At 62.7% G+C, this 26,982-nt stretch carries 20 protein-coding genes, 1 tRNA gene and 1 other annotated feature; of the genes, 11 read left to right on the top strand and 10 right to left on the bottom strand.

Features of this window, described 5'->3' with window-relative positions:
• Window positions 1–7 precede the first annotated feature (7 nt).
• From M3N55_RS09890 to M3N55_RS09865, 6 genes are all read left to right on the top strand, one after another.
• The gene (locus tag M3N55_RS09890; RefSeq protein WP_249058422.1) at window positions 8–1,669 is read left to right on the top strand and encodes a nitrite/sulfite reductase; all 1,662 of its coding nucleotides are present in this window, start codon (window positions 8–10) and stop codon (window positions 1,667–1,669) included.
• Window positions 1,653–2,372 carry a phosphoadenylyl-sulfate reductase gene (locus M3N55_RS09885; RefSeq protein ID WP_249058421.1) on the top strand — a complete coding sequence of 240 codons (720 nt, stop codon included), beginning with the start codon at window positions 1,653–1,655 and terminating at the stop codon, window positions 2,370–2,372. Before M3N55_RS09890 ends, M3N55_RS09885 begins: the two co-directional genes overlap by 17 nt.
• Window positions 2,369–2,752, top strand: coding sequence for a DUF934 domain-containing protein (locus M3N55_RS09880; RefSeq protein WP_249058420.1), 384 nt, complete (start codon window positions 2,369–2,371; stop codon window positions 2,750–2,752). Before M3N55_RS09885 ends, M3N55_RS09880 begins: the two co-directional genes overlap by 4 nt.
• Window positions 2,753–2,875: 123 nt before the next feature.
• Window positions 2,876–2,932 (top strand) — a sequence feature (sul1 is cis-regulatory element that is thought to sense ions involved in sulfur or methionine metabolism; They are found in Alphaproteobacteria).
• Between the two features lie 45 nt (window positions 2,933–2,977).
• Window positions 2,978–4,468, top strand: coding sequence for a SulP family inorganic anion transporter (locus tag M3N55_RS09875; RefSeq protein ID WP_249058419.1), 1,491 nt, complete (start codon window positions 2,978–2,980; stop codon window positions 4,466–4,468).
• A 13-nt stretch (window positions 4,469–4,481) separates the two neighbouring features.
• Window positions 4,482–5,336 carry a universal stress protein gene (locus tag M3N55_RS09870; RefSeq protein WP_249058418.1) on the top strand — a complete coding sequence of 285 codons (855 nt, stop codon included), beginning with the start codon at window positions 4,482–4,484 and terminating at the stop codon, window positions 5,334–5,336.
• Window positions 5,337–5,427: 91 nt separating this feature from the next.
• On the top strand, window positions 5,428–6,648 hold the full coding sequence (locus tag M3N55_RS09865; RefSeq protein WP_249058417.1) for an MFS transporter: 1,221 nt from the start codon (window positions 5,428–5,430) through the stop codon (window positions 6,646–6,648).
• Here M3N55_RS09865 and M3N55_RS09860 read toward each other — a convergent pair.
• Genes M3N55_RS09860 through M3N55_RS09850 form a run of 3 tightly spaced genes read right to left on the bottom strand, consistent with a single transcriptional unit; the run spans window position 6,640 to window position 11,308 of the window.
• Window positions 6,640–7,308 carry a class I SAM-dependent methyltransferase gene (locus tag M3N55_RS09860; RefSeq protein WP_249058415.1) on the bottom strand — a complete coding sequence of 223 codons (669 nt, stop codon included), beginning with the start codon at window positions 7,306–7,308 and terminating at the stop codon, window positions 6,640–6,642. The two genes, M3N55_RS09865 and M3N55_RS09860, sit on opposite strands and share 9 nt — an antisense overlap.
• A gap of 58 nt (window positions 7,309–7,366) precedes the next feature.
• Window positions 7,367–9,745 carry a YbcC family protein gene (locus tag M3N55_RS09855; RefSeq protein ID WP_249058414.1) on the bottom strand — a complete coding sequence of 793 codons (2,379 nt, stop codon included), beginning with the start codon at window positions 9,743–9,745 and terminating at the stop codon, window positions 7,367–7,369.
• Between the two features lie 12 nt (window positions 9,746–9,757).
• A complete protein-coding gene (locus tag M3N55_RS09850; RefSeq protein WP_249058411.1) occupies window positions 9,758–11,308 on the bottom strand; it encodes a proton-conducting transporter transmembrane domain-containing protein in 1,551 nt (516 codons plus the stop codon).
• Between the two features lie 98 nt (window positions 11,309–11,406).
• On the opposite strand from M3N55_RS09850, the gene M3N55_RS09845 reads away from it, so the two are divergent.
• Together M3N55_RS09845 and M3N55_RS09840 are read left to right on the top strand one after the other, a co-directional pair.
• A complete protein-coding gene (locus M3N55_RS09845; protein WP_249058409.1) occupies window positions 11,407–12,273 on the top strand; it encodes a LysR family transcriptional regulator in 867 nt (288 codons plus the stop codon).
• A 54-nt stretch (window positions 12,274–12,327) separates the two neighbouring features.
• Window positions 12,328–12,403: transfer RNA gene (locus M3N55_RS09840), tRNA-Val, on the top strand.
• Window positions 12,404–12,427: 24 nt separating this feature from the next.
• Here the strand turns inward: M3N55_RS09840 and M3N55_RS09835 are convergent.
• Genes M3N55_RS09835 through cbiB form a run of 3 tightly spaced genes read right to left on the bottom strand, consistent with a single transcriptional unit; the run spans window position 12,428 to window position 15,049 of the window.
• Complete coding sequence (locus M3N55_RS09835; protein WP_249058408.1) at window positions 12,428–13,141, bottom strand: DUF599 domain-containing protein; 714 nt, start codon at window positions 13,139–13,141, stop codon at window positions 12,428–12,430.
• Window positions 13,138–14,112 (bottom strand): threonine-phosphate decarboxylase CobD, encoded by a 975-nt coding sequence (gene cobD / locus M3N55_RS09830; protein WP_249058407.1) that lies wholly within the window; start codon window positions 14,110–14,112, stop codon window positions 13,138–13,140. The genes M3N55_RS09835 and cobD overlap by 4 nt, the downstream gene beginning before the upstream one ends.
• On the bottom strand, window positions 14,105–15,049 hold the full coding sequence (gene cbiB, locus M3N55_RS09825) for an adenosylcobinamide-phosphate synthase CbiB (RefSeq protein WP_249058405.1): 945 nt from the start codon (window positions 15,047–15,049) through the stop codon (window positions 14,105–14,107). Before cbiB ends, cobD begins: the two co-directional genes overlap by 8 nt.
• Before the next feature lie 160 nt (window positions 15,050–15,209).
• Between cbiB and M3N55_RS09820 the strand changes: the two genes are divergently transcribed.
• Both M3N55_RS09820 and M3N55_RS09815 read left to right on the top strand, forming a co-directional pair.
• Window positions 15,210–17,579: a trimethylamine N-oxide demethylase gene (locus M3N55_RS09820; protein WP_249058403.1), complete on the top strand. Its 2,370-nt coding sequence runs from the start codon at window positions 15,210–15,212 to the stop codon at window positions 17,577–17,579.
• 4 nt (window positions 17,580–17,583) lie between these two features.
• Complete coding sequence (locus M3N55_RS09815; protein ID WP_249058401.1) at window positions 17,584–17,976, top strand: group II truncated hemoglobin; 393 nt, start codon at window positions 17,584–17,586, stop codon at window positions 17,974–17,976.
• A gap of 66 nt (window positions 17,977–18,042) precedes the next feature.
• Here the strand turns inward: M3N55_RS09815 and infB are convergent, their stop codons facing one another.
• Genes infB through rimP form a run of 4 tightly spaced genes read right to left on the bottom strand, consistent with a single transcriptional unit; the run spans window position 18,043 to window position 23,417 of the window.
• The gene (infB, locus tag M3N55_RS09810) at window positions 18,043–20,547 is read right to left on the bottom strand and encodes a translation initiation factor IF-2 (RefSeq protein ID WP_249058399.1); all 2,505 of its coding nucleotides are present in this window, start codon (window positions 20,545–20,547) and stop codon (window positions 18,043–18,045) included.
• On the bottom strand, window positions 20,544–21,176 hold the full coding sequence (locus tag M3N55_RS09805; RefSeq protein WP_249058397.1) for an RNA-binding protein: 633 nt from the start codon (window positions 21,174–21,176) through the stop codon (window positions 20,544–20,546). The genes infB and M3N55_RS09805 overlap by 4 nt, the downstream gene beginning before the upstream one ends.
• 10 nt (window positions 21,177–21,186) lie before the next feature.
• Window positions 21,187–22,818 (bottom strand): transcription termination factor NusA, encoded by a 1,632-nt coding sequence (gene nusA / locus M3N55_RS09800; protein ID WP_249058395.1) that lies wholly within the window; start codon window positions 22,816–22,818, stop codon window positions 21,187–21,189.
• 2 nt (window positions 22,819–22,820) lie between these two features.
• On the bottom strand, window positions 22,821–23,417 hold the full coding sequence (gene rimP, locus M3N55_RS09795) for a ribosome maturation factor RimP (protein WP_249058393.1): 597 nt from the start codon (window positions 23,415–23,417) through the stop codon (window positions 22,821–22,823).
• Window positions 23,418–23,622: 205 nt separating this feature from the next.
• Here rimP and M3N55_RS09790 point away from each other — a divergent pair, with 205 nt between their 5' ends.
• Window positions 23,623–26,952 (top strand): error-prone DNA polymerase, encoded by a 3,330-nt coding sequence (locus M3N55_RS09790; protein ID WP_249058391.1) that lies wholly within the window; start codon window positions 23,623–23,625, stop codon window positions 26,950–26,952.
• Window positions 26,953–26,982 lie beyond the last annotated feature (30 nt).

Raw genomic sequence — 26,982 nt, 5'->3', positions numbered from 1 at the left:
CAACGCCATGTATCGCTACACCGAATTCGACCATGATTTCTTGAAAACCCGCAACGCTCAGTTCCGCGCGCAGGTGGATCGCCGCCTGTCCGGAGCTTTGACCGAAGATGAATTCAAGCCCCTGCGCCTGATGAATGGCCTCTATCTGCAACTGCATGCCTACATGCTGCGCGTGGCCATTCCCTATGGCACGCTGTCGGCCGCGCAAATTCGCAAGTTTGCCGATGTGGCCGACCGCTGGGACAAGGGCTACGGCCATTTCACCACGCGCCAGAACATCCAGTTCAACTGGCCGCGCCTGCGCGACGTGCCCGATATGCTGGATGCGCTGGCCACGGTTGGGCTGCACGCGATCCAGACGTCGGGCAACTGCGTGCGCAACGTGACGGCGGATCATTTCGCGGGGGCTGCGGCGGATGAGATCGCAGACCCGCGCCCGGTTGCGGAATTGCTGCGCCAATGGTCCACCGACCACCCGGAGTTTCAATTCCTGCCGCGCAAGTTCAAGATTGCCATCAGCGGCAGCCCGCGCGACCGTGCTGCAACGCGCGCGCATGACATTGGCTTGCGGATGGTCCTGCGGGACGGGAAACCGGGGTTCGAAGTGTCCGTGGGTGGCGGTCTGGGGCGCACACCCATCATCGGGCAGGTTTTGACGCCGTTTCTGCCGGAAGCCGATTTGCTGCCCTATATAGAGGCAATCCTGAGCGCCTATAACAGCTATGGTCGGCGCGATAACAAGTATAAGGCGCGCATCAAGATCATGGTGCAGGAATTGGGCGTGGATGAGGTTCGCACCCGCGTCGAGCGGCGATTCAACACGCTGCGGGCCGAATGGCAGGGGGCCGACCGCGCGATCCTGCGGGCATTGCAGGCGGATTTCGCGCCACCCGAGTTTCGCACAGCTTCGACCAAGGGTCACGACGCCGCCTATGGCGCTGACCCGTTGTTTCGCGCTTGGGCCGATACCAACCTGCACGCCCACCGCGCACCCGGATACGCCATTGTCACCGTCAGCCTGAAAGCGCATGGCGCCACACCGGGCGACGCGACAAGCGCGCAGATGCGGGCGCTGGCCGATCTGGCCGAAACCTATGGCCATGGCGAATTGCGCATCAGCCATGAGCAGAACGTGATCTTGCCGCATGTGCATAAATCCGACCTGCCCGCGTTGCACGCGCGGCTGCGCGCCGAGGGGTTGGCCACGGCGAATATCGGGCTGATCTCGGACATCATCGCCTGCCCCGGCATGGATTACTGCGCGTTGGCGACCGCCCGGTCCATCCCGGTCGCGCAAGAAATCGCGCAGCATTTCAAGGCGCGCGAGTTGGATATCGGCGCGATGAAGATCAAGATTTCCGGCTGCATCAACGCCTGCGGCCACCATCACCTTGGCCATATCGGCATTCTGGGGTTGGATCGCGCTGGCGTGGAAAATTACCAGATCACACTTGGCGGCGACGCCACGGAAAGCGCCGCACTCGGCCAACGCACCGGGCCGGGCTTTGCGCATGACCAAATCATCCCGGCGCTGGACCGGCTGGTAAATGCCTATCTGGCGCTGCGTTCCGGGCCATCGGAGTCGTTTATCGACACGCTGCGCCGCCTTGGGCACGATCCATTCAAGGCCGCGCTTTATGAAAGAGAAGCCGATGTCCGCGCTGCCTGACGAAGCCTTACAGGCGTTGGCCCATCTGCCCGCGCCAGATTTCCTTGCGCGCGCCATCCCGCGCGTGGGGCGCGTGGCGATGGTGTCGTCCTTCGGGGCGGATTCGGCGGTGCTTTTGCATATGGTCGCGCAGATCGACCGGGCGCTTCCGGTAATCTTTATCGACACGCTGGCGCTGTTTCCCGAAACCTTGGCCTATCAGCGCGATCTGGCCGCGCATCTGGGCCTGACCGATATTCGGCGCATTACCCCGGACCGAAACGCCTTGTTCACTCGCGACCCGGATGCGCTGCTGCACCTGTCGGACCGCGAAAGCTGCTGCCAATTGCGCAAGGCGGAACCGCTGGAACGCGCCTTGCAAGGGTTTGATGGCTGGATCACCGGGCGCAAAAGGTTTCAGGCCGACACCCGCGCCAGCCTTGCCCCGGTCGAACACGAACCGGGCACCGGGCGCATTCGGCTGAACCCTTTGGCCGGGTGGCGCGCAGCAGAGATCGCCGCCTATCTGGACCACCATGGCTTGCCACGCCATCCGCTTGTCGCGCGCGGCTATCCCTCCATCGGTTGCCAGCCCTGCACCAGCCCGGTGCGCACTGGCGAAGATACGCGCGCAGGCCGCTGGCGCGGATCGGACAAGACAGAATGCGGGATTCATTTCATCGGCGGGATGCCGCAATCCAGGCGAAAGGACAACGCGGCATGAGCGTTCTTGTGACAGATCAGGGCTTTGCGCCTGTCGACCAGCCGAACAACCCGGCCCAAGTGCTGAGCCTTGGGCCAGAGACAGACCCCGATGCATTGCCGCAGTCCCTTGATGGCATCACCCTGGTGCGGATCGCATTTCCCGGCGTGGCCGATGGGCGCGGCTTTACCATCGCGCGCTGTTTGCGGCGGGTGGGCTATGCAGGGCGTTTGCGCGCTTGCGGGCAGATCATGCCAGACCAATACGCCATGGCCCGCCGCGTAGGCTTTGACGAGGTCGAGATTGACGACGCCCGCGCCGCCCGCCAGCCCGAAGCCGATTGGTTGGCGCGTTCCGCTTGGCAATCAGGCAGCTACCAAGTGCGTCTGGCGCAAGTGTAGGCAATGTGACGTTTTAACAGGCGAACAACACGCAGGCGCGCGGCAGAAAGGCCGCGCGCGATTGCGATTTGCAAAACCATATTGCCCTTTCGGGTTGAACCCATTACCCGCCTTCGCAGCTCACATGGACCCGAAGGCAGCTTCGGGTGGCTCTTCCGGCCGCCTATCCGCCGGATCACGACAGGCCCGCGCCCCGCGCGACTGCCGATAACGGAACTAAAACTCATGATGACCTTCGATGCCTATCGCAGCCAATGGCTGGGCAATATTCGCGCCGACCTGCTGGCTGGGCTGGTGGTGGCGCTGGCACTCATTCCCGAAGCGATTGCCTTTTCCATTATCGCCGGTGTCGACCCCAAGGTGGGGCTGTATGCCAGTTTCTCAATTGCCGTGCTGGTGGCGATCACCGGCGGACGGCCCGGCATGATTTCGGCGGCAACCGCCGCTACCGCCGTGCTGATGGTGACATTGGTCAAGGAACACGGGTTGCAATACCTGCTGGCCGCGACCGTGCTGGCGGGGCTGTTGCAGATTGCGGCGGGTATCCTGAAGCTGGGTTTCGTCATGCGCTATGTGTCGAAATCGGTGATGACCGGGTTCGTGAACGCACTGGCAATCCTGATTTTCATGGCGCAACTGCCCGAACTGGACCCGCGCAACGTGACATGGCTGACCTATGCGCTTGTGGCGCTGGGGCTGGGCATAATTTACCTGTTTCCGCTGCTGACCAAAGCGATCCCGTCGCCGCTTGTGACAATCATCGTGCTGACGGTGCTGACCATCGCGTTGGGGCTGGATGTGCGCACTGTTGGCGATATGGGCGACTTGCCAGATACGCTGCCGGTCTTCCTGATCCCGGATATTCCACTGACGCTGGACACCCTGCTCATCATCCTGCCCTATTCCATAGCAGTCGCCGTGGTCGGCCTGCTGGAGAGCCTGATGACACAGAACATTGTCGATGACCTGACCGATACCAAATCGGACCGCAATCAGGAATGCATCGGCCAAGGCATTGCCAATACTGCGACCGGGTTTATCGGCGGGATGGCCGGGTGCGCGATGATCGGGCAATCCATCATCAACGTCAAATCCGGCGGGCGGGGGCGTCTGTCGTGTTTTGTGGCCGGGGTTTTCCTGCTGATCCTCGTGGTTGGATTGGGCGATCTGGTCAGCATTATCCCCATGCCCGCGCTGGTCGCGATCATGATAATGGTCTCTATCGGGACATTTTCGTGGTCCTCCATCGGCAACCTGAAAACGCATCCGCGCTCGTCATCCATCGTGATGATCGCGACGGTTGTCACGGTGGTTTACACCCATAACCTTGCGATTGGTGTGCTGGTCGGCGTGCTGTTGTCGGGCATCTTCTTTGCGGGCAAGATCGCGCAGCTTTTCACCGTCCGCTCGGAGATGAGCCGCGACGGGCGCGAGCGGACTTATCACATCGAAGGGCAGTTGTTTTATGGCTCGGTCGAGGATTTCATGAATGCGTTCGACTTCAAGGAAGCGCCCGAACGTGTTGTCATCGACGTGACCCGCGCGCATATCTGGGATATTTCGTCGGTTCAGGCGCTGGACATGGCGATCCTGAAATTCCGCCGCGACGGTGCAGAGGTCGAGGTGATCGGCATGAACGACGCCACCGAAACGCTGGTCGACAAGCTTGCCATCCATGACAAGCCGGGCGCCATGGACAAGTTGATGGACCACTGAGAGGATCGCACCCATGACACAGAAGATTATCGCATTGGTCGACGGCTCTATCTATTCTGAAAGCGTCTGCCACCATGCCGCCTGGATCGCCAAGGCAACGGGCGCGCCGGTTGAACTGATCCATGTTCTGGGCCGCCGCGACGCGCCAGAACAGCGCGATCTGTCCGGCGCAATCCGGCTGGGGGCGCGCAGCGCGCTGATGGAAGAACTAGCCAATCTGGACGCCCAGCGCGCCAAGCTGATGAACCATCGGGGCCGCGCCGTGCTGGAAGATGCGCGCGCCATTGTCGATCAGGATGGCGTAACCGACATCACCACCCGCCTGCGCCATGGCGATGTGGTCGAGGCGATTTCCGAGATCGAGGCCGACGCCCGCGTCATCCTTGTCGGCAAGCGCGGCGAAGCGGCGGATTTCGCCAAGGGGCATCTGGGGTCAAACCTTGAACGTATCGTGCGCGCCGCGACAAAGCCTGTTTTCGTGGCATCGCGCGCGTTCCAACCTATCACGTCGGTGCTGGTGGCCTATGATGGCGGGCGCTCTGCCATGAAAGCCGTGGACCATATCGCGCGCAGCCCGCTTTTTGCGGAACTGGCGGTCACGGTCGTGACTGTCGGGGCCGAGAGTGCGGAGAACACGAAAGGGCTGGCGGATGCGAAAGCCCTTCTGAGCGCGGCCGGGATCAGCGCCGAAACCCGCGTTATTCCCGGCCAGCCCGAAACCGAGCTTGGCAAACTGGTCGAGGCCGAGGGCTTCGGCATGGTCGTAATGGGGGCATATGGCCATTCGCGCATTCGTAGCCTTGTCATCGGGTCCAGCACCACTGAAATGGTGCGCACCTGCAAAGTGCCCGTCATCCTGATGCGCTAAACCGCTTGCGCCGCTCAGGGCGGTATGACACATGTTAAGCATCTTCGTTTATGCCCGGACGGATTGCCGCGTCTGGAAGTCAGGCCGTCTCATGCACAGCGCTTTGCAGTTTCTTAAAACCAACTTGCGTTGGCTCGGCGTGGGGTTCTTGCTGACCTTCGCCTCCGCCTTTGGTCAGACGTGGTTTATCTCGCTATTCGCGGGCGAAATCAAAGCCGTCTACGGGCTGAGCGATGGGGCTTGGGGTAGCCTGTATACCCTCGCCACGCTCTGTTCCGCCGCGCTTTTGTTCTGGCGTGGGTCTTTGGCGGATACAGTGGCACTGTCGCGCCTTGCCCCGCTCATGGCGTTGCTTTTCGCGGGTGCGGCGCTGATGATGGCAACCGGGCAGTCGCTCTGGCTGCTGGGTGTGACAGTGTTCCTGTTGCGCTTTTGCGGCCAAGGCATGTTCACCCATATGGCCATGACCGCGATGGGCCGCTGGTTTGATGCCACGCGCGGGCGTGCCGTGGCCATCGCCAATCTGGGCCACCCGGCCAGCGAAATCACCATCCCGCTACTGGTGGTCGCGCTGATCGCCGGGATCGGCTGGCGGCCCTCTTGGGGATTGGTCGCGCTGGTGTTGGCACTGGTCGTGGTCCCCGTGCTGTGGGCCAGCCTGCGCCATGACCGCACTCCGCACGGCATGGCCACATCCGACAGCATGACCGGCCTGCAAGCGCGTCACTGGACCCGCGCCGATGCGTTGCGCCATTGGCTGTTTCCCGCCCTTTTGCCAGTGCTTCTGACGCCGGGTTTCATCGGCACCGTGGTCTTCTTCCACCAAGTCCATATCGCGGGCGTGAAGGGCTGGACGCTGGCACAAATGGCACCGGGCTATTCGGCCTTTGCCACGGCGACAGTCGCATCCTCTTTCATCGCAGGCTGGGCGGCGGACCGGTTCGGTGCGCATCGCCTGTTGCCAGTGTTGCTGGTGCCGATGGGCTTGGGCGTGGCGCTGATCGGACCCGCCGAGAATGTCCTCATGTGGTATGTGGCGCTTGGCGTTATCGGCATGACCCAAGGCACGGCCAGCGCGCTATGGGGTGTCTTGTTTCCGGCAGTTTATGGCACACGGCATCTGGGCGCGATCCGGTCGCTGGGCACCACGATCATGGTGTTTTCCACCGCGATCGGGCCGGGCATAACCGGCGTTCTGATAGATGCAGGGGTCGACTTTCCCACGCAAACACTGGCCATGGGCCTCTGGTGCCTGACGCTGGCGGTGGGCTGTGTCTGGGTCGCGCGACGGCTGGACCAAGAGCTAAACTAACGGTCGTTGTAGCAGCGCCACATCTTTGATCGGGATCTCGCAGCGCCAACCCCATAGCTGCGCCAGATAGCGGAATGTGGAGTCGCGGTAGAATACCACATGCGTCGGGTCTGCCCGATATTGCCAGCCTGCAAAGCGTGCGTCATCGGTCTGGAAACAGGTCATCACCGCCAACCAGCCACCGGGCCGAACCAAACCACGCAGCCGGGCGAATTCGGCAACAGGGTGATGAAAATGCTCGGCTACCTCTGTGCAGGTGACGAAATGATAGGTTTGCGCCAAGGGAGTTGGGTCCGGCGCGAAACATGGGTCGTAAACTGCTACACTGTGCCCCGCCTCTTGCAACATGGCCACCAAGGCCGGGCCGGGACCACAGCCGTAATCAAGACCCTGCGCCCCCGGCGGCAATCGTTGCAATAAAGGCTCCACCAATTTCGACAGGAACCCCCGATAACCGGGATCATCAACAAGGTTTTGATGGGTCAGGTAGTGCGCCCGTTCCTGAGCCACGCTCAGAAAATGCGCCGGGTCCAGAAACCGCGCCTGACAGGTTGGACAGCGATAGTAGCGCCGCGCGGCGACGGTCATGAAATCCTTTGCGGGGCCAAAGCACACGGGGCAAGCCAGATCGGCCCGCCCCGGTGTCGTATCGTCACTCATCACCGTCCCCTTTGCATCTTGCCGAAAGCGGTAGCGCGGCAAGGCGCGGGCGGCAAGCTCAGGCGGCTTGGGCCTGCGGCGCAGCCTCGTCCCAGACCCGTCCGGGACGGTAACGCGCGGCGACTTTGCCACCTTCCAGTGCGAATAGATGCAGCCAGCCATTATCGAACAGCGCCTGTACGTCTGGGTGCTTTTCCAGAATGTCGGAAATCGCCTGCTGCGGCGCCTCCACCATCACCGACAAGCGCAACGGGTCATGCGCCAGCGCCTCGCCGTCATGGATGCTTTGCCACGGCAAACCGGGGCGCAATACGCCGCCGTTACCTTGCATCACGCCAATACCCCCCACAACATTGTGGATCAGCTTGTTGCCGCCGCCGAAAGCCTGCGGTGCCACGCTTGACCCGTAATATTGCAGGCTGATCCAGCTTGCGACCACAACGGGCGCTGTCAGAATCAATTCCAGCGTGCCGAAACCCGCATCATCCTGCCAATCGTAGCTGTGCAGGAACGCCCGGCCTTGCAGGTCAGCGCGGCGCGTCACACCACGCGGGGCGGCGATAAAGGCCGCACAGCCCGCAAGCCCCCATTCGGGGCGCAGTTCGGCCCAGTTGGCGGCGCGCGCGGTCACGCTTTGCGCGGTCGCCCCCGGTAAGCGCACAGCACGTTCCGCCCGCGCCTGCGCGCCCGCCGCGTTCAGCCAACGACGGGTTTGCGCCAGCCGATCCTTATGGGCGGCAGCCGGGCAATCGTCGTAAAGCGTGATCTCATCCGTTGTTGTGTCATGCAGACCAGCGACAAACAGCACATCCTCTGCCACGGTTATCCCATGCTCCGGCAGACCGGCACGCGTGTCTGGATCATTGAGCAGAATGGCCAGCATCCGCGCCGACATCTCGCCAGTTTGCCCCGCGCAAGCTCCGCAATGATAGGCACTTTCATGCGGGTTGTTGGTCACGCTCGCGCCATGGCCCAGCAGCAGCACCAGCGGCGCATGGCCCTTGGTCATGCTCATCGCGGTCAGCACCTTGGCACCGATATCAGCCTTTTGCTCTGGCGTCAGCCCGCCTTCAATTTGCGGAGCGGGGGATTTCACGGGCTTCACCCCGTCCAGCCCCATGGCACTCTTGATCAGCTTCCAGCCATAAAGCGGGCCTGCGGATTCGACAAAGGCAAAGGATGACACCGCCGCCTGCCGGAACCGGCCCCAAGCCCGCGACGCCCGCGCAGCGATGCGCGCGTCTTCCTCTGCCTTGGGCGCGGCATGGCTGCACGCGGTCAGCGCGGGGTTCAGCAATACCGGCAAATGGATTTGCGTCTGGTCGGTGCCGTGGGGCCGATGCGCCAACGGCAGACCGAAGAAACCGGCAAACCCGATCGTGTCGATGGCGGCATCCTGCGCTTCGAACGCGCGGCGGAACACTTCAGACCGCACGTCGATACAGAACGCGGCTTGCACCTCTGGCCGCCGTTCAGTGGCTTCCAGCCCGGTCATCGCAGCGGTCAGGCCGCGCTGATGCGCGCGCTCGGCGGCCTCTTGCAGCACAGCATCGACCACCTGCGCTGGACTGGGAGCCAACGGTGCGGCATGGGCGGCACGGGTCTGCGCCCAAGGTTGGGCAGCTTGCGGCGCTAGGTCCAGCAGCGCTTCTTCCCAGACCAGCCGGATGGCCAGAAGGTCGGTGATGGTGGCGTCGGTGCTGCCCGCAAGCTCTGCCTGCCACAGCAACCAGCGCGCGTGCTGCGACCAACCGCCAATATCCATCAACAGCCGGTGGAATACCGATTCTGCGACATCCTCGCCCAGGCCAAGCCGGTCGGCGGCGCGCAGAATGGCGCGTTCCGGCGTGTCGGGGGCACTGGCGACATGCGCGCAAAACCCGGTCAGACCGGCAATTTCGGGCGTCAGGTCATGTGTGGCCCATTCGCGCCAGCCGGCAAAGGCCGAATGGCCCGGCGCGGGCGTCCAGAGCGCTTGGCCCCGGTCGAAATACCCTGCTGCCCACAGCCCGAAACACCGGTCGATCAGCGCGGGCCAATCGGTGCCCGTCGCGGTCGCGGCCAGATCTGCGACCGTGGGCAATGCACGCGGCGCAGGGCTGTCGGTGGCAAGCTGGCTTTTCAGCGCGGCCAGATCGGCGGGTTTGGTGCCGTGGGGGCAGGCGGCAAGCGCGTCGGTCAGATCATCATCCGTAATGATCCCCTCAGCCACCGCACGGGCATAGTCCGCCCGCTCACGGGTAATCCGCACACCGGCCACACGCGCCAGCCGGGCGCTGGCGGTGGCCAGATCCTCGGCCACCTGCCCCATGAACGGGTTCACGGCAACCGTGGCGTCCAGCGGAAAGGCGGGTGGAATGTCGCGCGCCGCAGCTTCGGCGGCTTTCAGAATGCCCGAGATATGCGCGGGCGTGAACTGGTCTTGCTTGTGAAACATCGGTTCTTTCCCTTACGCTTTGATGGTGGTCCGCAGGCCGCCGATCAGACGGTCCAACACGGCATTCAGATACAGGCCATTGGCAATATGCACCCGCAACCCTGCGGTGGCTGGGTGGTGCGCCCAAAGCGGGAACAGCGCTTGCGCCACCGCGATCAGGCCGAATGACGCCAGTGCCAGCACGATCAATGCCCATTCCAGCGCGCCGGGCACAGGGGGCGCGGGCAAGTGCGGCCCCCAGAGCGCACCCGCGATGACATGCAGCGCGAAATAGGCGACAGCGGCAGCAAGCGAGGCCAAGGCCGTGCGCTGCGTCAGCGCGCGCGGCGCGGCATCTGCCAAGCCTTGGGCGACCAGATAGGCCACCCCAAAGATCAGGATTGCACCAAGGGCCAGCGCCTGTGCCGATTTCGCACCGGCTACCGCGCCGAAGCCCAGCGCCACCACCGCATAGATCGCCAGCGCCAGCAAGAAAGCCCGCGCCACAGCGCCAAGGCCAGGCACCGCGATCGCACCGGGACGGTTGATACTGACAACCGCGCGCACAGCATTACCAGAGGCAAGGAACGCATGCGCCTTATACAGCGAATGTGCCACGATATGCAGCAGCGCCAGCGCCCAGAGGCCCAGGCCACATTGCAGCAACATGAACCCCATCTGGCTGACGGTGGACCATGCCAACGCGGTTTTGACTGCACTTTGCGTCAGCATAACCATGGCGCCGAACAACGCGGTGAACCCGCCCAGCATGACAAGTGCCGCCAAGGCACCGGGGCTGGCCTGCACCAGTTCGGCATTGCGGATCAGAAGAAACCCGCCCGCATTGATGATACCTGCGTGCAGCAGCGCAGAAACCGGCGTCGGCGCTTCCATCACTTCGGTCAACCAGCCATGTAACGGGAACGACGCGGTTTTCAGCGCGGCGGCAAGCACAAGGAACGCCGCCGCCAGATGCCCTGCAAGTGGCAGACCGTCTTGCGCGGCCGCGCCCAGCGCCACGACATCGACCGTGCCGAAGGCCTGCCACAGGAACACCGCCGCCAACACCAAGGCCAGATCGCCAGCACCCCAGACAAGGGTGAATTTCGTGGCCGCGCGCCGCGCCTCGGCCCGATCATCATAGAACAGTAGCAGTTGCCGCAACACCACGCCGATGGCGATGAAGGATGCGATCAAGACCGGCAGGCTACCCGATTGAACCAGCACAAGAACAGCAGCCAGAGCAGTCAGCATCAGCCCATGAAACCGGCCCTCCTGCGCTTCGCCGTCAAGATAGCTGCGCGAATACCGCACGACGACCCAGCCGACGAAAGCGACAAGCAGGGTCATTGTCGCGCTCGCTGCATCCAGCCGCAGCAAAAATGCGCCCGCGCCGGTGGTCTGGGCGCTGCCCATCACAAGCTGCACGGCACCCAATGCCGCAAGCGCCAGCGCGCCGAGCGCCGCGGCCTCGGCCAGTTGCGGCACATAGGCAGGGCGACGGCCAGGGCGGACGAAGCCCAAGATTGCTGCTGCCAGAACAAGCAGCGGGGCAAGTTGGCCCAATGGAAACAAGGTGGTCATGTCGGCCTCCGAGATGAAAATGCTGCGCCGCAGATAGCACTTGCCAAACTTTCAAAAAATTACATATTTTCTGTGTAATCGTTCTATTTGGTGAAACTATGCTGAACCTGCACCATCTGCGCCTGTTTCGTGCGGTCGCAACCGACGGAACCTTGACCGGCGCGGCCAGCCGTCTGAATCTGTCACAATCGGCCCTGTCCACACAGATCAAGGCGCTAGAGGCTGCCTTGGGCCATGACCTGTTTGAACGGCGCGGGCGCGGGCTGGTCATGACCGAAGCCGGGCGCATTGCGCTGGAACATGCCGAAACCATCTTCCGCACCGCCGAGGACTTGTCCGCCACCCTGCGCGAACGCGGGCAGGTGCGCCGGGCCTTGCGTGTCGGCGCGCTGGCAACGCTGTCGCGCAACTTCCAGATGCAGTTTCTGGAACCTCTGGTCGGTCGTCCCGATGTCGAAGTGATCCTGCGGTCCGGCAATCAGGCCGATCTTTTGCGCGGCCTTGATGCGATGGCCTATGACGTGGTGCTGACCAACCTTGCACCGGCGCGGGATGCGGCCAGCCCGTGGCGGGTTCAGCGGCTGGCCTCGCAGCCTGTCAGCCTGATCGGGACACCCCTGCGCGCCGCGCGGGCGCCGCTTAGCTTGCCCGAACTGCTAACCTATGCGCCGCTGGTGTTGCCCACGCCGGAAACCGCTTTACGCGCCGCCTTTGACGGGTTGATCGACCAACTTGGGATTACCCCCAATATTGCCGCGGAAGCGGATGACATGGCAATGTTGCGTCTTTTGGCGCGGGCCGATGCCGGGTTCGCGGTGCTGCCACCAATTGCCGTCAAGGACGAATTGCGCCAAGGGCTGCTGGTCGAGCTAAAACAGCTTGACGGAATTGACGAAACCTTTCTGGCCATCACCCGCACGCGCCGCTTCCCGAACCCGCTGGTATCCGAACTTTTGACAGGCTGACCGCGTCAAGCGATCTTGCGCCCCTGCGCGAAAGAGGTTACATCGCGCCGCATCGGGTGATTAGCTCAGTTGGTAGAGCGCTTCGTTTACACCGAAGATGTCGGGAGTTCGAGTCTCTCATCACCCACCATTCCATATGGTTTTAGCGTATCGCTCACGGCTCTTCGCTGTTTTCCTTGCGCGCCATGATAATTTCGCGCGAGGCGGAGGCGAATTCCCGGCTCCAGACAACCCAGGCCGTGACCGCAACGCCCAGCAGCAACAACCACGCCCCCGCGACCCATGCCAGCGCGCAAAGCGCGAAATACATTGACCGTAGACCTGCGTTGAAATTCAGCGCAGCGCGGGCATTCAAATGCCCGGCTTTCAGGGCCATAGGCAGGGTTTGCGGGTCGGCGGGGTCATTCGGGACAGCCCCCATGATAACAGAGCAATAACCGAAAACACGATTCGACCACACGAATTTCAGAAACGCATTGCCCAGCATGAACAGGGGCAAAAACAGCTTGACCTGAAGCACCGCACTGGCGCTTTCCATATTGGTCAAGCGCGTCGCCACACCTTGCAGCGGGTCGACATTGCCGATCAGCGCCAGAAGCCCCCCCATTGCAAGCAAACAGGTAGAGGCGAAGAACGACGTGCTCTGCCGCAGGCTCATCATGATTTGCGCGTCGAAAATGCGGGGATCGCGCGCCGCCATCATCTGCATCCATTGCAGCCGGTATTCTTGCATCAGAACCGTGACCGAAGGCTTGGCCGCAGACGGGTGCCCGATCCGCCATCCTAGCCACAGCCACACGGCTAGGAACACAGCGACCGAAGCGGCGTCGACCATGTCCAGATTGCTTGTGTCGCCGAAGAAATTCATGATCCCGTCCCGGTCAGAATTGCCTGCTCCAACTGGCCCCAAGCATCCGGCGCAGGCAACCCCAGCCGCACCCAATGGCCCGAATACGGAAAGATCCGCGACCAGATATGACCGTGCGCCAGTTGCGCTTGCGCCGCTGTGGCATCGGGCGTGTGATAGGTGCGAAACAGGGATGTTCCCCCAACCAAGCCCCAGCCCGCCCGGAGCGCCAAGGCATCCATGCGCGCGGCGTCTTGCGACAGGCGGGCGCGGGTGGCGTCCTGCCAGTCACGATCTGCCAGCGCGGCTTGTCCCGCCACAAGCGCCGGGCCGCTGACCGCCCAAGGGCCAGCCAGATCGCGCAACACCCGTGCATGGCCCTCGCCTGCAATGGCAAAGCCCAAGCGCAGCCCCGCCAGCCCATAGAACTTCCCGAAAGAGCGCAGCAGGATCATCCGGTCTTCTGCCAGTGTCATGAGCGGGGCAATCGAGGCTTGGGGCATCACATCGACAAAACTTTCATCGACCACCAACAGACCGACACGGTCACGCAGCGCGAGAAGCGCGTCAGGCGACAGAACTCGCCCATCGGGGTTATTGGGGTTTACGACCACGGCCAGATCGGCACCCGCCAGTTCATCGGGCGATTGCACTTGCTTGACCTGCCAGCCCTGCGCGGCCAAGGCTCCGGCATGTTCGTTATAGGTCGGCCCCAGCACCCGCGCGACACCGGGGACACGCAGTCGCGGCACAAGCTGGATCGCGGCTTGCGCGCCTGCCAACGGCACCACGGACGCGGCTGTGCCGTAGCAGTCTTGCGCAATAGCCTCCAGCATGGCCAAGTCGGTCGACTCCGGCAAACGTGTCATCACATAGGGCGACAGGTGGGGCATGGGATAGGCAAGCGGGTTAATGCCCGTGGACAGGTCCAGCCAATCGCCCGCCCCATACAGCGCCTGCGCGCGCGCCAGATCACCGCCATGGTCACGCATAGATAATCCCCCCGATCAGGGCCAGAACTGCAAGCATCAGTGCCAGCATTCGGCGATACAGTATCAGACCTTGTGTCAGACTGGCGGGCTTGGCCTCTGCCCCGTCGCCATGCAACCACGGCTCTTGCGTAACCGTAGCACCATATTGCCGTGGCCCAGACAGGCGCACATCCAGACTGGCTGCCATAGCCGCTTCCGGCCACCCTGCATTGGGTGAGCGATGCGCGCGGGCGTCGTGCCACATGATGCGCAAAGCACGCAAAGGCCGCCCCCCCACAAGCGCGAAGAACAAACCTGTCAACCGAGCCGGGATCAGGTTTGCCACATCATCCAGCCTTGCAGCAACCTTCCCAAACGCCTCATACCGCTCATTGCGATGGCCGATCATGGAATCGAGCGTATTGATCGCCTTATAGGCCAGTATCCCCGGCAGACCGGCGACCACGCCCCAGAAGACTGGCGCCACAATTCCGTCGGCGCTATTTTCCGCCAAGCTCTCCAAAGCGGCGCGGCTGATCGCGGCGTCATCTGCCTGAGAGACATCGCGCCCGACAATCATAGACACGGCATGGCGCGCGGTCGACAGATCACCCTGCACCAGCGGAAGTTCGACCGCGCGAACATGGTCCTGCATCGACCGTAATGCAACCAAGGGCCATGCCAGCACCGCCCCGATCGCAACGCCTGGCCAGCCCTGCGGCAAAAGCGACTGCATCGCGAAGCCAAGCAGCAAGGCGCCGCCGACAACCAAAATAACCGTCAGCGCACCCAGCCCAAGCCGCGCCGCACGTCCGCCCCGGTTCCAGCGCCGCTCCATGAACGCAACTGCGCGCCCCAGCCATGTAACAGGGTGCCCGACCCGACGATACAGCCCATCAGGCCAGCCGATAGCAAGGTCGATCAAGCAAGCCAGTAGCATCATCAAGGCAAAGGTCATTGGCGATTATCCGCATGGTCGCGCCTCTTGCGATAGTCGATAAGGAGTTGCCTAGGCAATGGCGTGCGCGCAGTTTCCAGAATTGTCTTGCCTGACAGGGTGTTTCCAAATATTCTTCATGGGAAATAAATATTCCTTTCTTTTCATGGAGGACGCGGCCATGCCGCTTGACAGCTACCCCAAGGTCACGCCCGGCGCGCCACGGCCCAGCGCAGTGCGTCTGCCGCAAGGGCTGACCTTGCCCGCCGGGGTGGAACGCTACCAGGTAGAAGGTGGCGGCGCGATCCTAGTGCAGCTTCATCAGGGCGATCGGGTGAATATCCGCAACATGGAAGGCGGACAAGCCGCGGAGTTGCTGGCCGTTGGTGCAGAGGGGAAGTGCGACATAGGCGCGCTTGGTGCCCCCGCAAATGCGCAGACAGAGGGGATACGTGCGGTTCTGTCCTCGGACGCGGCATCGCTGCACCGTGTGCGGCAAAAGCTGACGCAGTTGGGCGCAGATCTTGCCCATGCCCCCAGCCTGCGCTTGTTCGATAGCACCACCAAGGCCGGTGTCTCGGAAGAGTTTACCGCCACCCGCGACGCGCATCTGCTGATTGCCGCACCGGGAAATGCGATGTCGCCGCATGCGCAAGACACGCTTACCCCGCTGGCAATTCTGATTACCCGCGCCAAGCTGCGCCCGCGCGCCGGGTTCGATCTGCCCGACCCGCTGGCAGATCCGCTGGCCGATATCCGCGTGCACTCCACGACGGCAGAAGCTTATTTCGTCAAGGCGGGTGACTTCATCCAAATCCTTGATGTCGATGGCCGCCAATGCACCGACTTCCAGTGTTTCGATGCGCGCAAGCTGGATCGCGGCCTGCAACGCCCGCTGGACGTGACAACCACCCGCACGCTGATGGGGCACGCCTACCCCATGCCGGGCCTGCACGCGAAATACTACGATCAGGACATGACCCCGCTGGTCGAGGTGATCCAAGACACCTGCGGGCGGCACGATGCTTTTGCCATGGCCTGCGCCGCAAAATACTATGACGATATCGGCTATCCCGGCCATGTGAACTGCACCGACAATTTCAACGGCGCGCTGGCCGGGTTCGGCGCCGATCCGCGCCCCGGCTGGATGGCGATCAACTTCTTCTTCAACACCGGGCTGGATGACCACGGCGTGCTCTATACCGACGAGCCGTGGTCGCGCCCCGGTGACTATGTGCTGCTGCGCGCACTGACCGATCTGGTCTGCGTCAGTTCCGCCTGCCCCGACGACACCACCGCCGCCAATGGCTGGAACCCGACCGACATTCATGTGCGCACCTATAGCGGCACGGAACCTTTCAAACGCGCGATCGCGATCCGCGCCACCCCAGATTCGGAGCCAAAGATGACCAAAGAAACCGGCTTCCACGCCAGTTTTGCGAAATTCACTGGTAATTTCGTGGAATATAACGGCTATTGGTTGGCCAGTTCCTTTGCCACGGCGGGCACCATTCAGGAATATTGGGCCTGCCGGCAAAAAGCCGTCATCATGGACCTGTCGCCGCTGCGCAAGTTTGAGATTACCGGCCCGGATGCAGAGTCGCTGTGCCACTACATTTTCACCCGCAACGTGAAAACCATGGCCGAAGGCGCGGTTGTCTATACTGCAATGTGCTACCCGCATGGTGGCATGATCGACGACGGAACGCTGTTCCGGTTGGGGCGCGACAATTTCCGCTGGATCGGCGGAAGCGATTACGGCGGCGAATGGATCCGCGAGCAGGCCGAGAAGGCGGGGCTGAACGTGCTGGTGCGGTCTTCGACGGACCAGTTGCACAATGTCGCGGTGCAGGGGCCGGAAAGCCGCGACCTGCTGCGCAAAGTCGTCTGGACCGCTCCGCACCGCCCGACATTTGACCAATTGGACTGGTTTCGCTTTACGCCCGCGCGGCTACACGGACCAGATGGCGTGCCGATTGTCGTGTCACGCACCGGCTACACGGGCGAGCTGGGCTACGAAGTGATGTGCCACCCCCGCGACTGTGCCGCCGTGTTCGACGCGATCTGGGAGGCGGGCCAAGATCATGGCCTTACCCCTTTCGGGCTAGAGGCGTTGGACATGGTTCGGATAGAGGCCGGGCTGATCTTTGCAGGCTATGATTTCAGCGACCAGACCGACCCTTTTGAGGCGGGCATCGGCTTTACCGTGCCGTTGAAATCCAAAACTGACGACTTTATTGGCAGAGACGCGCTGATCCGCCGCAAGGAACACCCGGCCCGCAAGCTGGTGGGGCTGGACATTGATAGCAATGCAGAGGTGGGCCATGGCGACTGCGTCCATATCGGGCGCGCGCAGGTCGGCGAGGTGACGTCCGCCATGCGCTCGCCGCTACTGGGTAAAACCATCGCGCTGGCACGGGTGGATGTGGCCTGTGCCGAAATCGGGACAGAGGTGGAAATTGGCAAGCTGGACGGGCATCAGAAACGCCTGCCCGCGCGGATTGTCCCATTTGCGCATTACGACCCGAAAAAGGAACGGCCCCGGTCCTAAGCCTATGCAAAAACCGCTGATAGACCAGTTGGGCGGCGAGGAGGCCGTGCGCGCTTTGGTCGAAGCGTTTTACGACCTGATGGAGACCTTGCCAGAGGGCGCGCATCTGCGCCTGTTGCATGAGCGCGGGCAAGGCATGGCGAATGCCCGCACCGAACAATTCGCCTTTTTATGCGGGTTCTTTGGCGGGCGGCGATACTATGCAGAACATCATGGGCATATGGACCTGAAAGAGATTCACGCCCATGTGCCGGTGCGTGCGGAAGATGCCGAAAACTGGCTGTTATGCATGGTCCGCGCCATTGCTGATTGCGGTCATTCAGGACCAGAAATTGACCGCTTGAACGCAACATTGCGCCGGGTGGCGCTACGATTGGTCAACGCGCCCGGCACATAAACCATCCCGAAGCGGCCATTAAAAAAGGGGCACCTACCGGCGCCCCTTTTTTCGTATTCATTACCCTTAGGTCAGGTTGCGTTCGATCTCTTCGCGCTCGAAGATTTCGATGACATCCTTCGGTCGGATATCGTCGTAATTCTCGAACGCCATGCCGCATTCCTGACCCGATTGCACTTCCTTGACCTCGTCCTTGAAGCGCTTGAGGGTTTTCAGCGTGCCTTCGTGGATGACCACGTTGTCGCGCAGCAAACGGACCCCGGCAGAGCGACGCGCAATGCCTTCGGTCACAAGACAGCCGGCAACCTTGCCCACACCCGTAACCTTGAACACTTCGCGAATCTCGGCATAGCCGATGAAGTTTTCGCGCACTTCCGCCGATAGCAGACCAGAGGCTGCGGCTTTGATGTCGTCGATCAGATCATAGATGATCGAGTAATACCGAATCTCGACACCCTTCTGCTGGGCTGAGCCCCGCGCAGTCGCGTTGGCACGAACGTTGAAGCCGATGATGGGCGCGCCCGAGGCCTCGGCCAGACCCACATCCGAATCAGTGATCGCGCCGACACCGTAATGCAGCACGCGCACGCGCACTTCCTCGTTGCCGATCTTTTCCAGTGCCTGAACGATCGCCTCGGCAGACCCCTGCACGTCAGCCTTGACCAGCACGGGCAGCTCGGCCACGTCCTTGTCTTCCTTGGCCTTGGCCATAAGCTGTTCCAGCGTGGTGGCAGCACCGGCGGCAGCGCGCTTGTCCTTGGCCGCTTGCTGGCGGTATTCGGCAATTTCGCGCGCTTGGGCTTCGGTTTCGACCACGTTCAGCACGTCACCGGCTTCGGGCGTGCCGTTCAGGCCCAACACCTCTACCGGAACAGAGGGGCCAGCTTCCTTGACGCGTGCGCCCTGATCGTTTTGCAACGCCCGGACCTTGCCCCATTGCTCGCCCACAACGAAGATATCGCCTTGGCGAAGCGTGCCGTTCTGCACAAGGACAGTCGCGACGGGACCACGGCCCACATCAAGCTGCGCTTCGATCACGGCACCCATAGCAGAACGGTCTGGATTGGCCTTCAGTTCCAGAATTTCGGCCTGAAGCGCGATAGCTTCCAGCAATTCGTCCAGACCTGCACCCGTCACTGCCGAAACTTCCACATCCTGCACATCGCCAGACATGGCTTCGACAACAACTTCATGCTGCAAAAGCTGGGTGCGGACCTTGTTGGGGTCGGCGGCGGGGCGGTCACATTTGTTGATCGCCACGATCATCGGCACCTTGGCGGCGCGGGCGTGATTGATCGCCTCAATGGTCTGCGGCATGACCGAATCATCGGCAGCCACGACCAACACGACGACGTCGGTCACATTCGCACCGCGTGCGCGCATGCTGGTAAAAGCAGCGTGGCCCGGCGTATCGAGGAAGGACAAAACCGCGCCGCTTTCGGTCGTAACCTGATAGGCACCGATATGCTGGGTGATGCCACCGGCCTCGCCCGAGACCACGTTGGTCTTGCGAATCGCATCCAGCAACGAAGTTTTACCGTGGTCGACATGCCCCATGATCGTGATGATCGGCGGACGCGATTGCAGGTCGTCGGGGTTATCCGCGACTTGTTCAATCACCTGTTCCACATCGGCATCGGACACACGAACCATCTTGTGACCGAATTCCTCGATCACCAGTTCGGCGGTGTCAGCGTCAATGGATTGGTTCATGGTGGCCATGACGCCCATTTTCATCAAGGACTTGACCACATCGGCGGCGCGCTCGGCCATACGGTTGGCCAATTCCTGCACCACAATGGTTTCGGGCAGTTGCACTTCACGCACGACTTTTTCGCGCGACTGGGCTTGCCCCATCGCTTTTTGGCGGGCCTTTTCCTGCTTGCGCTTCATCGCAGCCATGGAGCGTTGCCGTCCACCGCCACCAGTCAAAGCATCATTCAAGGTCAGCTTGCCAGAGCGACGGCCGCCATCTTCACGCGGTTTCGCCGGGCGCCCGCCACGCTCATCATCGCGCTTTGCCGGTTTACGAGCATCTCCACCCGCGGGGCGGGCACGTTCGGACAATGGCGCCTCGGGCGCAGCAGGGGCCGAAGGCTCCGGAGCAGGCGCAGGGGCGGCCTTGCGCGCTTTGCGCTCTTCGGCTTCAGCCTTGGCGCGGGCGTCTTCTTCTTCCTTGGCGCGCAGGGCTTCTTCGCGTTCACGCTCTTCGCGCTCGCGAGCCTCGGCCTCGTCACGGCGGCGCTGGCGTTCTTCCTCGCGGGCCTTTTCCTCTGCCAGCCGGGCAGCAGCTTCTTCGGTCTCACGCGCCTTGGCGGCGGCAAGCGCCTTCAGGCGGCGCTCCATCTCGGCTTCGGAAATGCCGGCGGGACGACGCGACGGGTCCGATTTCGGCGTGCCGGACGGTTTGCCTGCACCAGCGCCGGGCTGCCCTGCCGCCTTCGGCACGACAACGCGCTTGCGCTTCTTCTCGACCACGACCGATTTCGTGCGCCCATGGCTGAAGCTTTGCTTCACCTGACCGCCTTGTCCGCCCAGTCCGAGTGTCTTTTTACCGTCTGTATCGCTCATGCGTCCGTCTTGTCCTCTCCGGTGGCATATCCACCGATATCTGTGCGCAGTCCTGCCAGTCTTGCGGCTTCCTCTACAACAGGTCGCCGCAATCCGCCAGCACGAAGCGCGGCATGTATCACATGTTCACGGCCGAATGCCAAACCCAATTCCTGAGCCGACAACCAGTCGATATAGGTCTTCTCGCCCTCTGGGGGGCGCAGTTTCGTCTTGCCGCGAGGCGATCCGTCGGCAGCCTGGATCAGCACCGCCATCTCATCGGCCATGGCCAACTCGCGGCATTTTTCATAACCGGCGATCGCTTGCCCGCTTTTGCGCGCCAAGGACAGCAGGTCGATCACCCGCTGCCGAACAAGCGCTGTAACCAGATCAGCCAAGCCCTCTGGCACCATGACAGCTTGCCGCGCCGCACGCGCGAAGAGCTTTTTCTTCACCGCAAGGTCCAGCGCCGCACGGTCGGCGCTGACCCAGATGCCACGCCCCGGCAGTTTGCCAGCCACATCCGGCACGATCTGCCCGTCTGGCCCAACCACGAAGCGGATCAGCCCGCGCGCAGGCTGGCTGTCCCCGGTGGCGATGCAGCGCCGCTCGGGCCCGTCGCGTTCTTCCTTGCGCCCGCCGCGTGCCATCTGGTTGATCCTAGCGCGTTTCTTCCTGAACCTCGTCGTCCGAGGCCTCTTCGGCCTCGTCTTCGTCAGCCGCAGTCTCCATCTCGGTCGGGTCAACCCAACCCAGCAGAACCCGTGCGGTCATGACCAAGGTTTGTGCTTCTTCAAGGCTCATGTCGAAAGGTTCCAGAAGCCCTTCGTCCTTCACACGCTCGCCATTGACGGTGGTCCAGCCACCCGCCAATTCCCAGTCGGCGCAGGTCGCAAAGTCTTCCAGCGTCTTGATGCCGTCTTTCGCCAATGCTTCCACCATCTGCGGGGTCAGGCCATCGAATTCGATCAGGCTGTCTTCCACCCCCAATTCGCGCGCGGCGGCCAAGGCTGCGGCGGCAACCGCTTCCAGACGTTCGCGGGCGCGGGTTTGCAGTTCTTCGGCGGTCTCTTCGTCGAAGCCGTCAATGGCCAGCAACTCGTCAAGCTCGACATAGGCGACCTCTTCCAGCGCGGTAAATTCTTCTGCGACCAGAAGCTGGGCCATCATCTCGTCAATGTCCAATTCATCCATGAACAGCTTGGTGCGGGCCGCAAATTCGGCCTGACGGCGTGCTGATTCGTCCGATTCGGTCAGAATGTCGATATCCAACGCGGTCAACTGGCTTGCCAAACGCACGTTCTGACCGCGACGACCAATTGCCAGCGACAGCTGTTCATCGGGCACCACGACCTCGATCTTGCCGGCTTCCTCGTCGATCACAACCTTGCTGACTTCTGCCGGTTGCAGCGCATTCACAAGGAATGTGGCCTGATCTTCGGTCCAGGGGATGATGTCGATCTTTTCGCCCTGCAATTCATTCACAACGGCCTGCACGCGGCTGCCGCGCATACCAACGCAAGCGCCGACCGGGTCAATCCCCGAATCATAGGAGATGACGCCGATCTTGGCGCGCGAACCGGGGTCACGGGCGACGGCCTTGATCTCGATGATGCCATCATAAATTTCCGGCACTTCCATCTTGAACAGTTCGGCCATGAATTCGGGCGCGGTGCGCGACAGGAATATCTGCGGCCCGCGCGCTTCGCGGCGCACGTCTTTCACGTAGCAGCGAATGCGGTCGCCGTTGCGATAGCTTTCCCGGCCAATCTTCTCATTGCGGCGCAGGATCGCTTCACCAGCACCCACATCAACGATGATGTTGCCATATTCCTCGCGCTTGACCACACCGTTGATGATGGTGTGGGCGCGGTCCTTGAATTCCTCATACTGGCGATCACGCTCAGCTTCGCGGACACGCTGCAAGATGACCTGCTTGGCCGATTGCGCAGCAATCCGGCCCAGTTCCACGGGGGGCACCTCGTCGATGATCTCATCCCCGATCTTGGGATCATCCAGATAGGGCGCGGCCTGCTTGACGGTTAGTTCAGCATGGTGGTTTTCCAGCAGGTCATCCTCGACCACGGTGCGCACGCGGGTAAAGGTGGCAACCCCGGTCTTGCGGTCAATGGCCACGCGGATGTCCATATCGGCCCCGTAGCGCGACTTTGCGGCACGGGCGAGGCTGTCTTCCATCGCTTCGATCACCAACTCGGCGTCGATCATCTTTTCGCGCGCCACAGCTTCGGCGGTTTGCAGCAGTTCCAACTGGTTTGCAGATGTGATGGCCATGCTCAGCTCTCCTCGGGGCGCGCGGTCTCCGGCGCGTCGGTTTCAATCTCGTCGAATTGCGATTCGTCTATCGCGCCGCTGGCTTTGCGGGCGCGCAGCATTTCCGCGATCAGCTCGTCGGTCAGGACCAGCTTTGCGTCTGACAACCAGTCGAATTGCAGGCCGATGGTGACAGGTTCGCCACCCTCTTCCAGCTCGATCAGCACTTCGTCACCCTCGACGCCCGCCAAAATGCCGCGAAAGCGGCGGCGCCCGTCGATCAGTTCGGTGGTTTCAATCCGCGCTTCGTAGCCGTTCCAGGCATCGAAGTCTTTCAGCCGGGTCAAGGGGCGGTCAATGCCGGGGCTGGACACTTCCAGCGTATAGGCATCTTCCAGCGGGTCTTCGACATCCAGCACCGCCGACACGGCAGTCGAAATATCGGCGCAATCCTGCACCTCTATGCCGCCATCGGCCCGATCCGCCATGATCTGCAATGTCCGGCTTTTGCCCGACATGACGCGCAGGCGCACCAACTCGAAGCCCAGACCTTCGATGACCGGGGCCACAATGGCTGCCAGCCGCTGGTCGAGCGTAGTTTTCGCGATCAGGTCGCTCATGACCCCTCCTTGGGGTTCAGAAAACAAAAAACGGGCCGTGCGGCCCGTTGAAAATTCCGGTGGTGCATCTTTCGATACGCCGCTGTTGCAAGTGATATAGGCGCATGCGCGCCCGAACGCAAGGGGTTTGCACATTGGCGTCGGGACTCGACTTGAAGCTAATTACAGATATATGAACAAAACAAGAACAAACTCAAGGCCCGCCATGTCAGACCACGCTTATGCAGAGCTTTGCGTGACCACGAATTTCAGCTTTCTGCGCGGGGCATCCCACCCCGAAGAACTGGTCACGCGCGCCGCCGAACTGGGATTGCACGCCATCGCCATCACAGACCGCAATTCCGTCGCAGGCGTGGTGCGGGCCTATGCGGCGCTGAAAGAACTGGCACGGCTGCGGGCCGAAGGGCTGGCCCATGCGGCAGGTGTGCGCGCCCAGCGCCAGACCGACCCGTCCAGCCGCCAGACCACCACGCCCGATGCAATGCCTGCGGCCCTCCCCGACCGCCCCCTGCCCCGGCTTATCCCCGGCGCGCGTTTGGTGCTGACCGACAGCGCGACCGAGTGGCTGGCTCTGCCCACGGACCTGCCTGCATGGTCGCGGCTGACGCGGCTGCTGACCCTTGGTAAACGCCGCGCGCCGAAGGGGGAATGCCACCTTGCGCGCGCTGACCTCTATGCCGGTTGCCACGGCATGATCCTGATCGCCCTGCCGCCAGACCCGCTGCAAAACGCGGCACCCCCTGACCTGCGCGACATGCTTAACCACTTCCCCGGCCAATGCTACCTTGGTGCCGCCCCCCGCTATGACGGGCGCGACCCGGCGCGGCTGGCCCAGCTTGGCGCATGGGCGCAGGCAACCGGCCTGCCCTTGGTCGCCTTGGGCGACGCCGTCATGCACACGGCCCAGCGCCGCCCCTTGGCCGATGTGCTGACCTGTCTGCGCCTTGGCCTGACCATAGACACCATCGGCCAGCATCGCCTGCCCCATGCCGAACACCGGCTGAAAGGCAGCGCGGAAATGGCGCATATGTTCCGCGCGCACCCTGCCGCCATCCGCCGCACCCTCCAGATTGCCGATGCCTGCGCCTTTGGCTTGGACGAGTTACGCTACCAATACCCCGACGAAGCGCAGAACGATGAGCCCGCCCAAGCCCGGCTGGAAAGGCTGGCGGGCGAAGGGCTGCGCAAACGCTACCCCGCAGGCGCGCCGCCCAAGATTGTCGAACGCACGACCCGCGAATTGCGCCTGATCGCCGATCTGGATTACGCCCCCTATTTCCTGACCGTGCATGACATTGTCGCCTTCGCCCGCTCGCGCGGTATCCTATGCCAAGGGCGCGGGTCTGCCGCCAATTCGGTCGTGTGCTACCTGCTGGGCGTGACCGAAGTGCCGCCCGAATCGATTACGCTTATTTTCGAGCGGTTCATTTCCAAGGAACGCGGCGAACCGCCCGACATTGACGTGGATTTCGAACATGAGCGCCGCGAAGAGGTCATCCAGTGGATTTACAACCGCTACGGGCGGGACCGCGCCGGGCTGACCGCGACCGTCATCCATTTCCGCACCCGCGCCGCCATCCGCGAGGTCGGCAAGGTCATGGGCTTGAGCGCCGATGTGATCGGGCGGCTGTCGGGCCAGCTTTGGGGCTGGTCCGCCGCGCCCCCCGATGCGGAGCGCCTGCGCGAAGCCGGGCTGGACCCGGATGACCGCCGCATGGGGCAGGCGTTGGCACTGATTGCAGAAATTATCGGCTTCCCCCGCCACCTGTCGCAGCATGTGGGCGGGTTTGTCATCACCAAGGGGCGGCTGGATGACCTGTGCCCGATTGAAAACGCGGCGATGGAGGACCGCACCATCATCGAATGGGACAAGGACGATATCGACACGCTGGGGCTGCTGAAGGTCGATGTGCTGGCGCTGGGCATGCTCACCGCGATCCGCAAATCCTTTGGCCTGCTGGCGCAACATCGGGGGCAAAAGCTGGACTTGGCCAATGTCCCGCCCGAAGACCCTGCCGTCTACGACATGCTCTGCCGTGCCGATGCGATTGGCGTGTTTCAGGTCGAAAGCCGCGCGCAGTTGAACTTTCTGCCCCGCATGCGCCCGCGCGCATTCTACGATCTGGTCTGCGAGGTGGCCATCGTGCGCCCCGGCCCCATTCAGGGCGGCATGGTGCATCCGTTCATCAACCGCCGCCAAGGCAAGGAACCGGTCGAAGACCTTGGCCCCGCGATGATGGAGGTTCTGGGCCACACCTACGGCGTGCCGCTGTTTCAGGAACAGGCCATGCAGATTGCCGTGGTCGCGGCGGGCTTCACCCCGTCAGAGGCCGACCAACTGCGTCGCGCACTCGCGACCTTCAAACGCATGGGCACGATCGGCGGCTTCCGCGACCGCTTCATCAGCGGCATGCTCTCGCGCGGCTATGACCCCGATTTCGCGGCGCGCTGCTTTGCCCAGATCGAAGGCTTCGGCAGCTACGGCTTTCCCGAAAGCCATGCCGCCAGCTTTGCGCGGCTGGTCTATATCTCGGCCTGGCTGAAATGCCACCATCCGGCGGTCTTCACCTGCGCGCTGCTCAACAGTCAGCCCATGGGGTTCTACGCCCCGGCCCAACTGGTGCGCGACGCGCGCGAGCATGGCGTCGAAATTCGCCCCGTCTCTGTCAACCATTCCGACTGGAATTGCACGCTGGAATCCCGCGCGGATGGCACCCTTGCCCTGCGCTTGGGCTTTCGCCAAATCAAAGGCGTGGGGCAGGATGATGCCGACTGGATCGTGGCCGCGCGCGGCAATGGCTACCCCGACATAGACAGCCTGTGGCGGCGCGCAGGTGTCGCCCCCGACACGCTGGAACGGCTGGCCGAAGGCGATGCGTTCACGGGCATCGGGCTGCCCCGCCGCACGGCTCTCTGGCAAGTGCGGGCCTTGCGTGCCCCCGCGCCGCTGCCCTTGTTCGGCATGGATGGCGAAGGCGGCGTGGAACCCACCGTCACCCTGCCCGACATGTCACTGGGCGAAGCGGTGGTCGAAGATTACCTCGCGCTACGCCTGTCCTTGCGCGCGCATCCGCTGGAACTTCTGCGCCCACGCTTGGCCAGCACCCTGCCGCATGACAAGCTGCCACAGGCCACGCGCCGCGTCAGTATCGCGGGGCTGGTCATCACGCGCCAGCGCCCCGGCACAGCGTCGGGCGTGGTGTTCCTCACACTCGAAGATGAAACCGGCTGCGCCAATGTCGTGGTCTGGAAAACCATGTATGACCGCTTTCGCCGCGCGGTCATTGGCGGGCGGTTGCTACAAGTCACGGGCCGGGTGCAGCGCGACGGGGCAGTGATCCATGTCATCGCCGAGCAAATCGACGACATCTCGCCCATGCTGTCACAACTCGGTGGCCCCGCGCCGCTGCCCGCCAATGACGGGCGCGGCGACGAGGTGCGCCGCGCCGTTCCAAGCATGGCCCCCGGCACATCCGGCGCGCGCCATCCCCGCGAACAGGCGCGCAAACTCTTCCCCAGCCGGGATTTTCACTAATCCCGTTCATCCTTGCCTAAATATCCTGGG

This window comes from Roseinatronobacter domitianus, from assembly GCF_023336755.1.
Taxonomy (GTDB): Bacteria; Pseudomonadota; Alphaproteobacteria; order Rhodobacterales; family Rhodobacteraceae; genus Roseinatronobacter; species Roseinatronobacter domitianus.
Note: the sequence above shows the minus strand (reverse complement) of the source record. Positions and strands in the feature narration are given on the sequence as shown.

Excerpts from the sequence above, each read along its gene's own strand:
- M3N55_RS09890 (WP_249058422.1), top strand. The coding sequence starts at position 8 with ATGTATCGCTACACCGAATTCGACCATGATTTCTTGAAAACCCGCAAC.
- M3N55_RS09885 (WP_249058421.1), top strand. The coding sequence starts at position 1,653 with ATGTCCGCGCTGCCTGACGAAGCCTTACAGGCGTTGGCCCATCTGCCC.
- M3N55_RS09880 (WP_249058420.1), top strand. The coding sequence starts at position 2,369 with ATGAGCGTTCTTGTGACAGATCAGGGCTTTGCGCCTGTCGACCAGCCG.
- M3N55_RS09875 (WP_249058419.1), top strand. The coding sequence starts at position 2,978 with ATGATGACCTTCGATGCCTATCGCAGCCAATGGCTGGGCAATATTCGC.
- M3N55_RS09870 (WP_249058418.1), top strand. The coding sequence starts at position 4,482 with ATGACACAGAAGATTATCGCATTGGTCGACGGCTCTATCTATTCTGAA.
- M3N55_RS09865 (WP_249058417.1), top strand. The coding sequence starts at position 5,428 with ATGCACAGCGCTTTGCAGTTTCTTAAAACCAACTTGCGTTGGCTCGGC.
- M3N55_RS09860 (WP_249058415.1), bottom strand. The coding sequence starts at position 7,308 with ATGAGTGACGATACGACACCGGGGCGGGCCGATCTGGCTTGCCCCGTG.
- M3N55_RS09855 (WP_249058414.1), bottom strand. The coding sequence starts at position 9,745 with ATGTTTCACAAGCAAGACCAGTTCACGCCCGCGCATATCTCGGGCATT.
- M3N55_RS09850 (WP_249058411.1), bottom strand. The coding sequence starts at position 11,308 with ATGACCACCTTGTTTCCATTGGGCCAACTTGCCCCGCTGCTTGTTCTG.
- M3N55_RS09845 (WP_249058409.1), top strand. The coding sequence starts at position 11,407 with ATGCTGAACCTGCACCATCTGCGCCTGTTTCGTGCGGTCGCAACCGAC.
- M3N55_RS09835 (WP_249058408.1), bottom strand. The coding sequence starts at position 13,141 with ATGAATTTCTTCGGCGACACAAGCAATCTGGACATGGTCGACGCCGCT.
- cobD (WP_249058407.1), bottom strand. The coding sequence starts at position 14,112 with ATGCGTGACCATGGCGGTGATCTGGCGCGCGCGCAGGCGCTGTATGGG.
- cbiB (WP_249058405.1), bottom strand. The coding sequence starts at position 15,049 with ATGACCTTTGCCTTGATGATGCTACTGGCTTGCTTGATCGACCTTGCT.
- M3N55_RS09820 (WP_249058403.1), top strand. The coding sequence starts at position 15,210 with ATGCCGCTTGACAGCTACCCCAAGGTCACGCCCGGCGCGCCACGGCCC.
- M3N55_RS09815 (WP_249058401.1), top strand. The coding sequence starts at position 17,584 with ATGCAAAAACCGCTGATAGACCAGTTGGGCGGCGAGGAGGCCGTGCGC.
- infB (WP_249058399.1), bottom strand. The coding sequence starts at position 20,547 with ATGAGCGATACAGACGGTAAAAAGACACTCGGACTGGGCGGACAAGGC.
- M3N55_RS09805 (WP_249058397.1), bottom strand. The coding sequence starts at position 21,176 with ATGGCACGCGGCGGGCGCAAGGAAGAACGCGACGGGCCCGAGCGGCGC.
- nusA (WP_249058395.1), bottom strand. The coding sequence starts at position 22,818 with ATGGCCATCACATCTGCAAACCAGTTGGAACTGCTGCAAACCGCCGAA.
- rimP (WP_249058393.1), bottom strand. The coding sequence starts at position 23,417 with ATGAGCGACCTGATCGCGAAAACTACGCTCGACCAGCGGCTGGCAGCC.
- M3N55_RS09790 (WP_249058391.1), top strand. The coding sequence starts at position 23,623 with ATGTCAGACCACGCTTATGCAGAGCTTTGCGTGACCACGAATTTCAGC.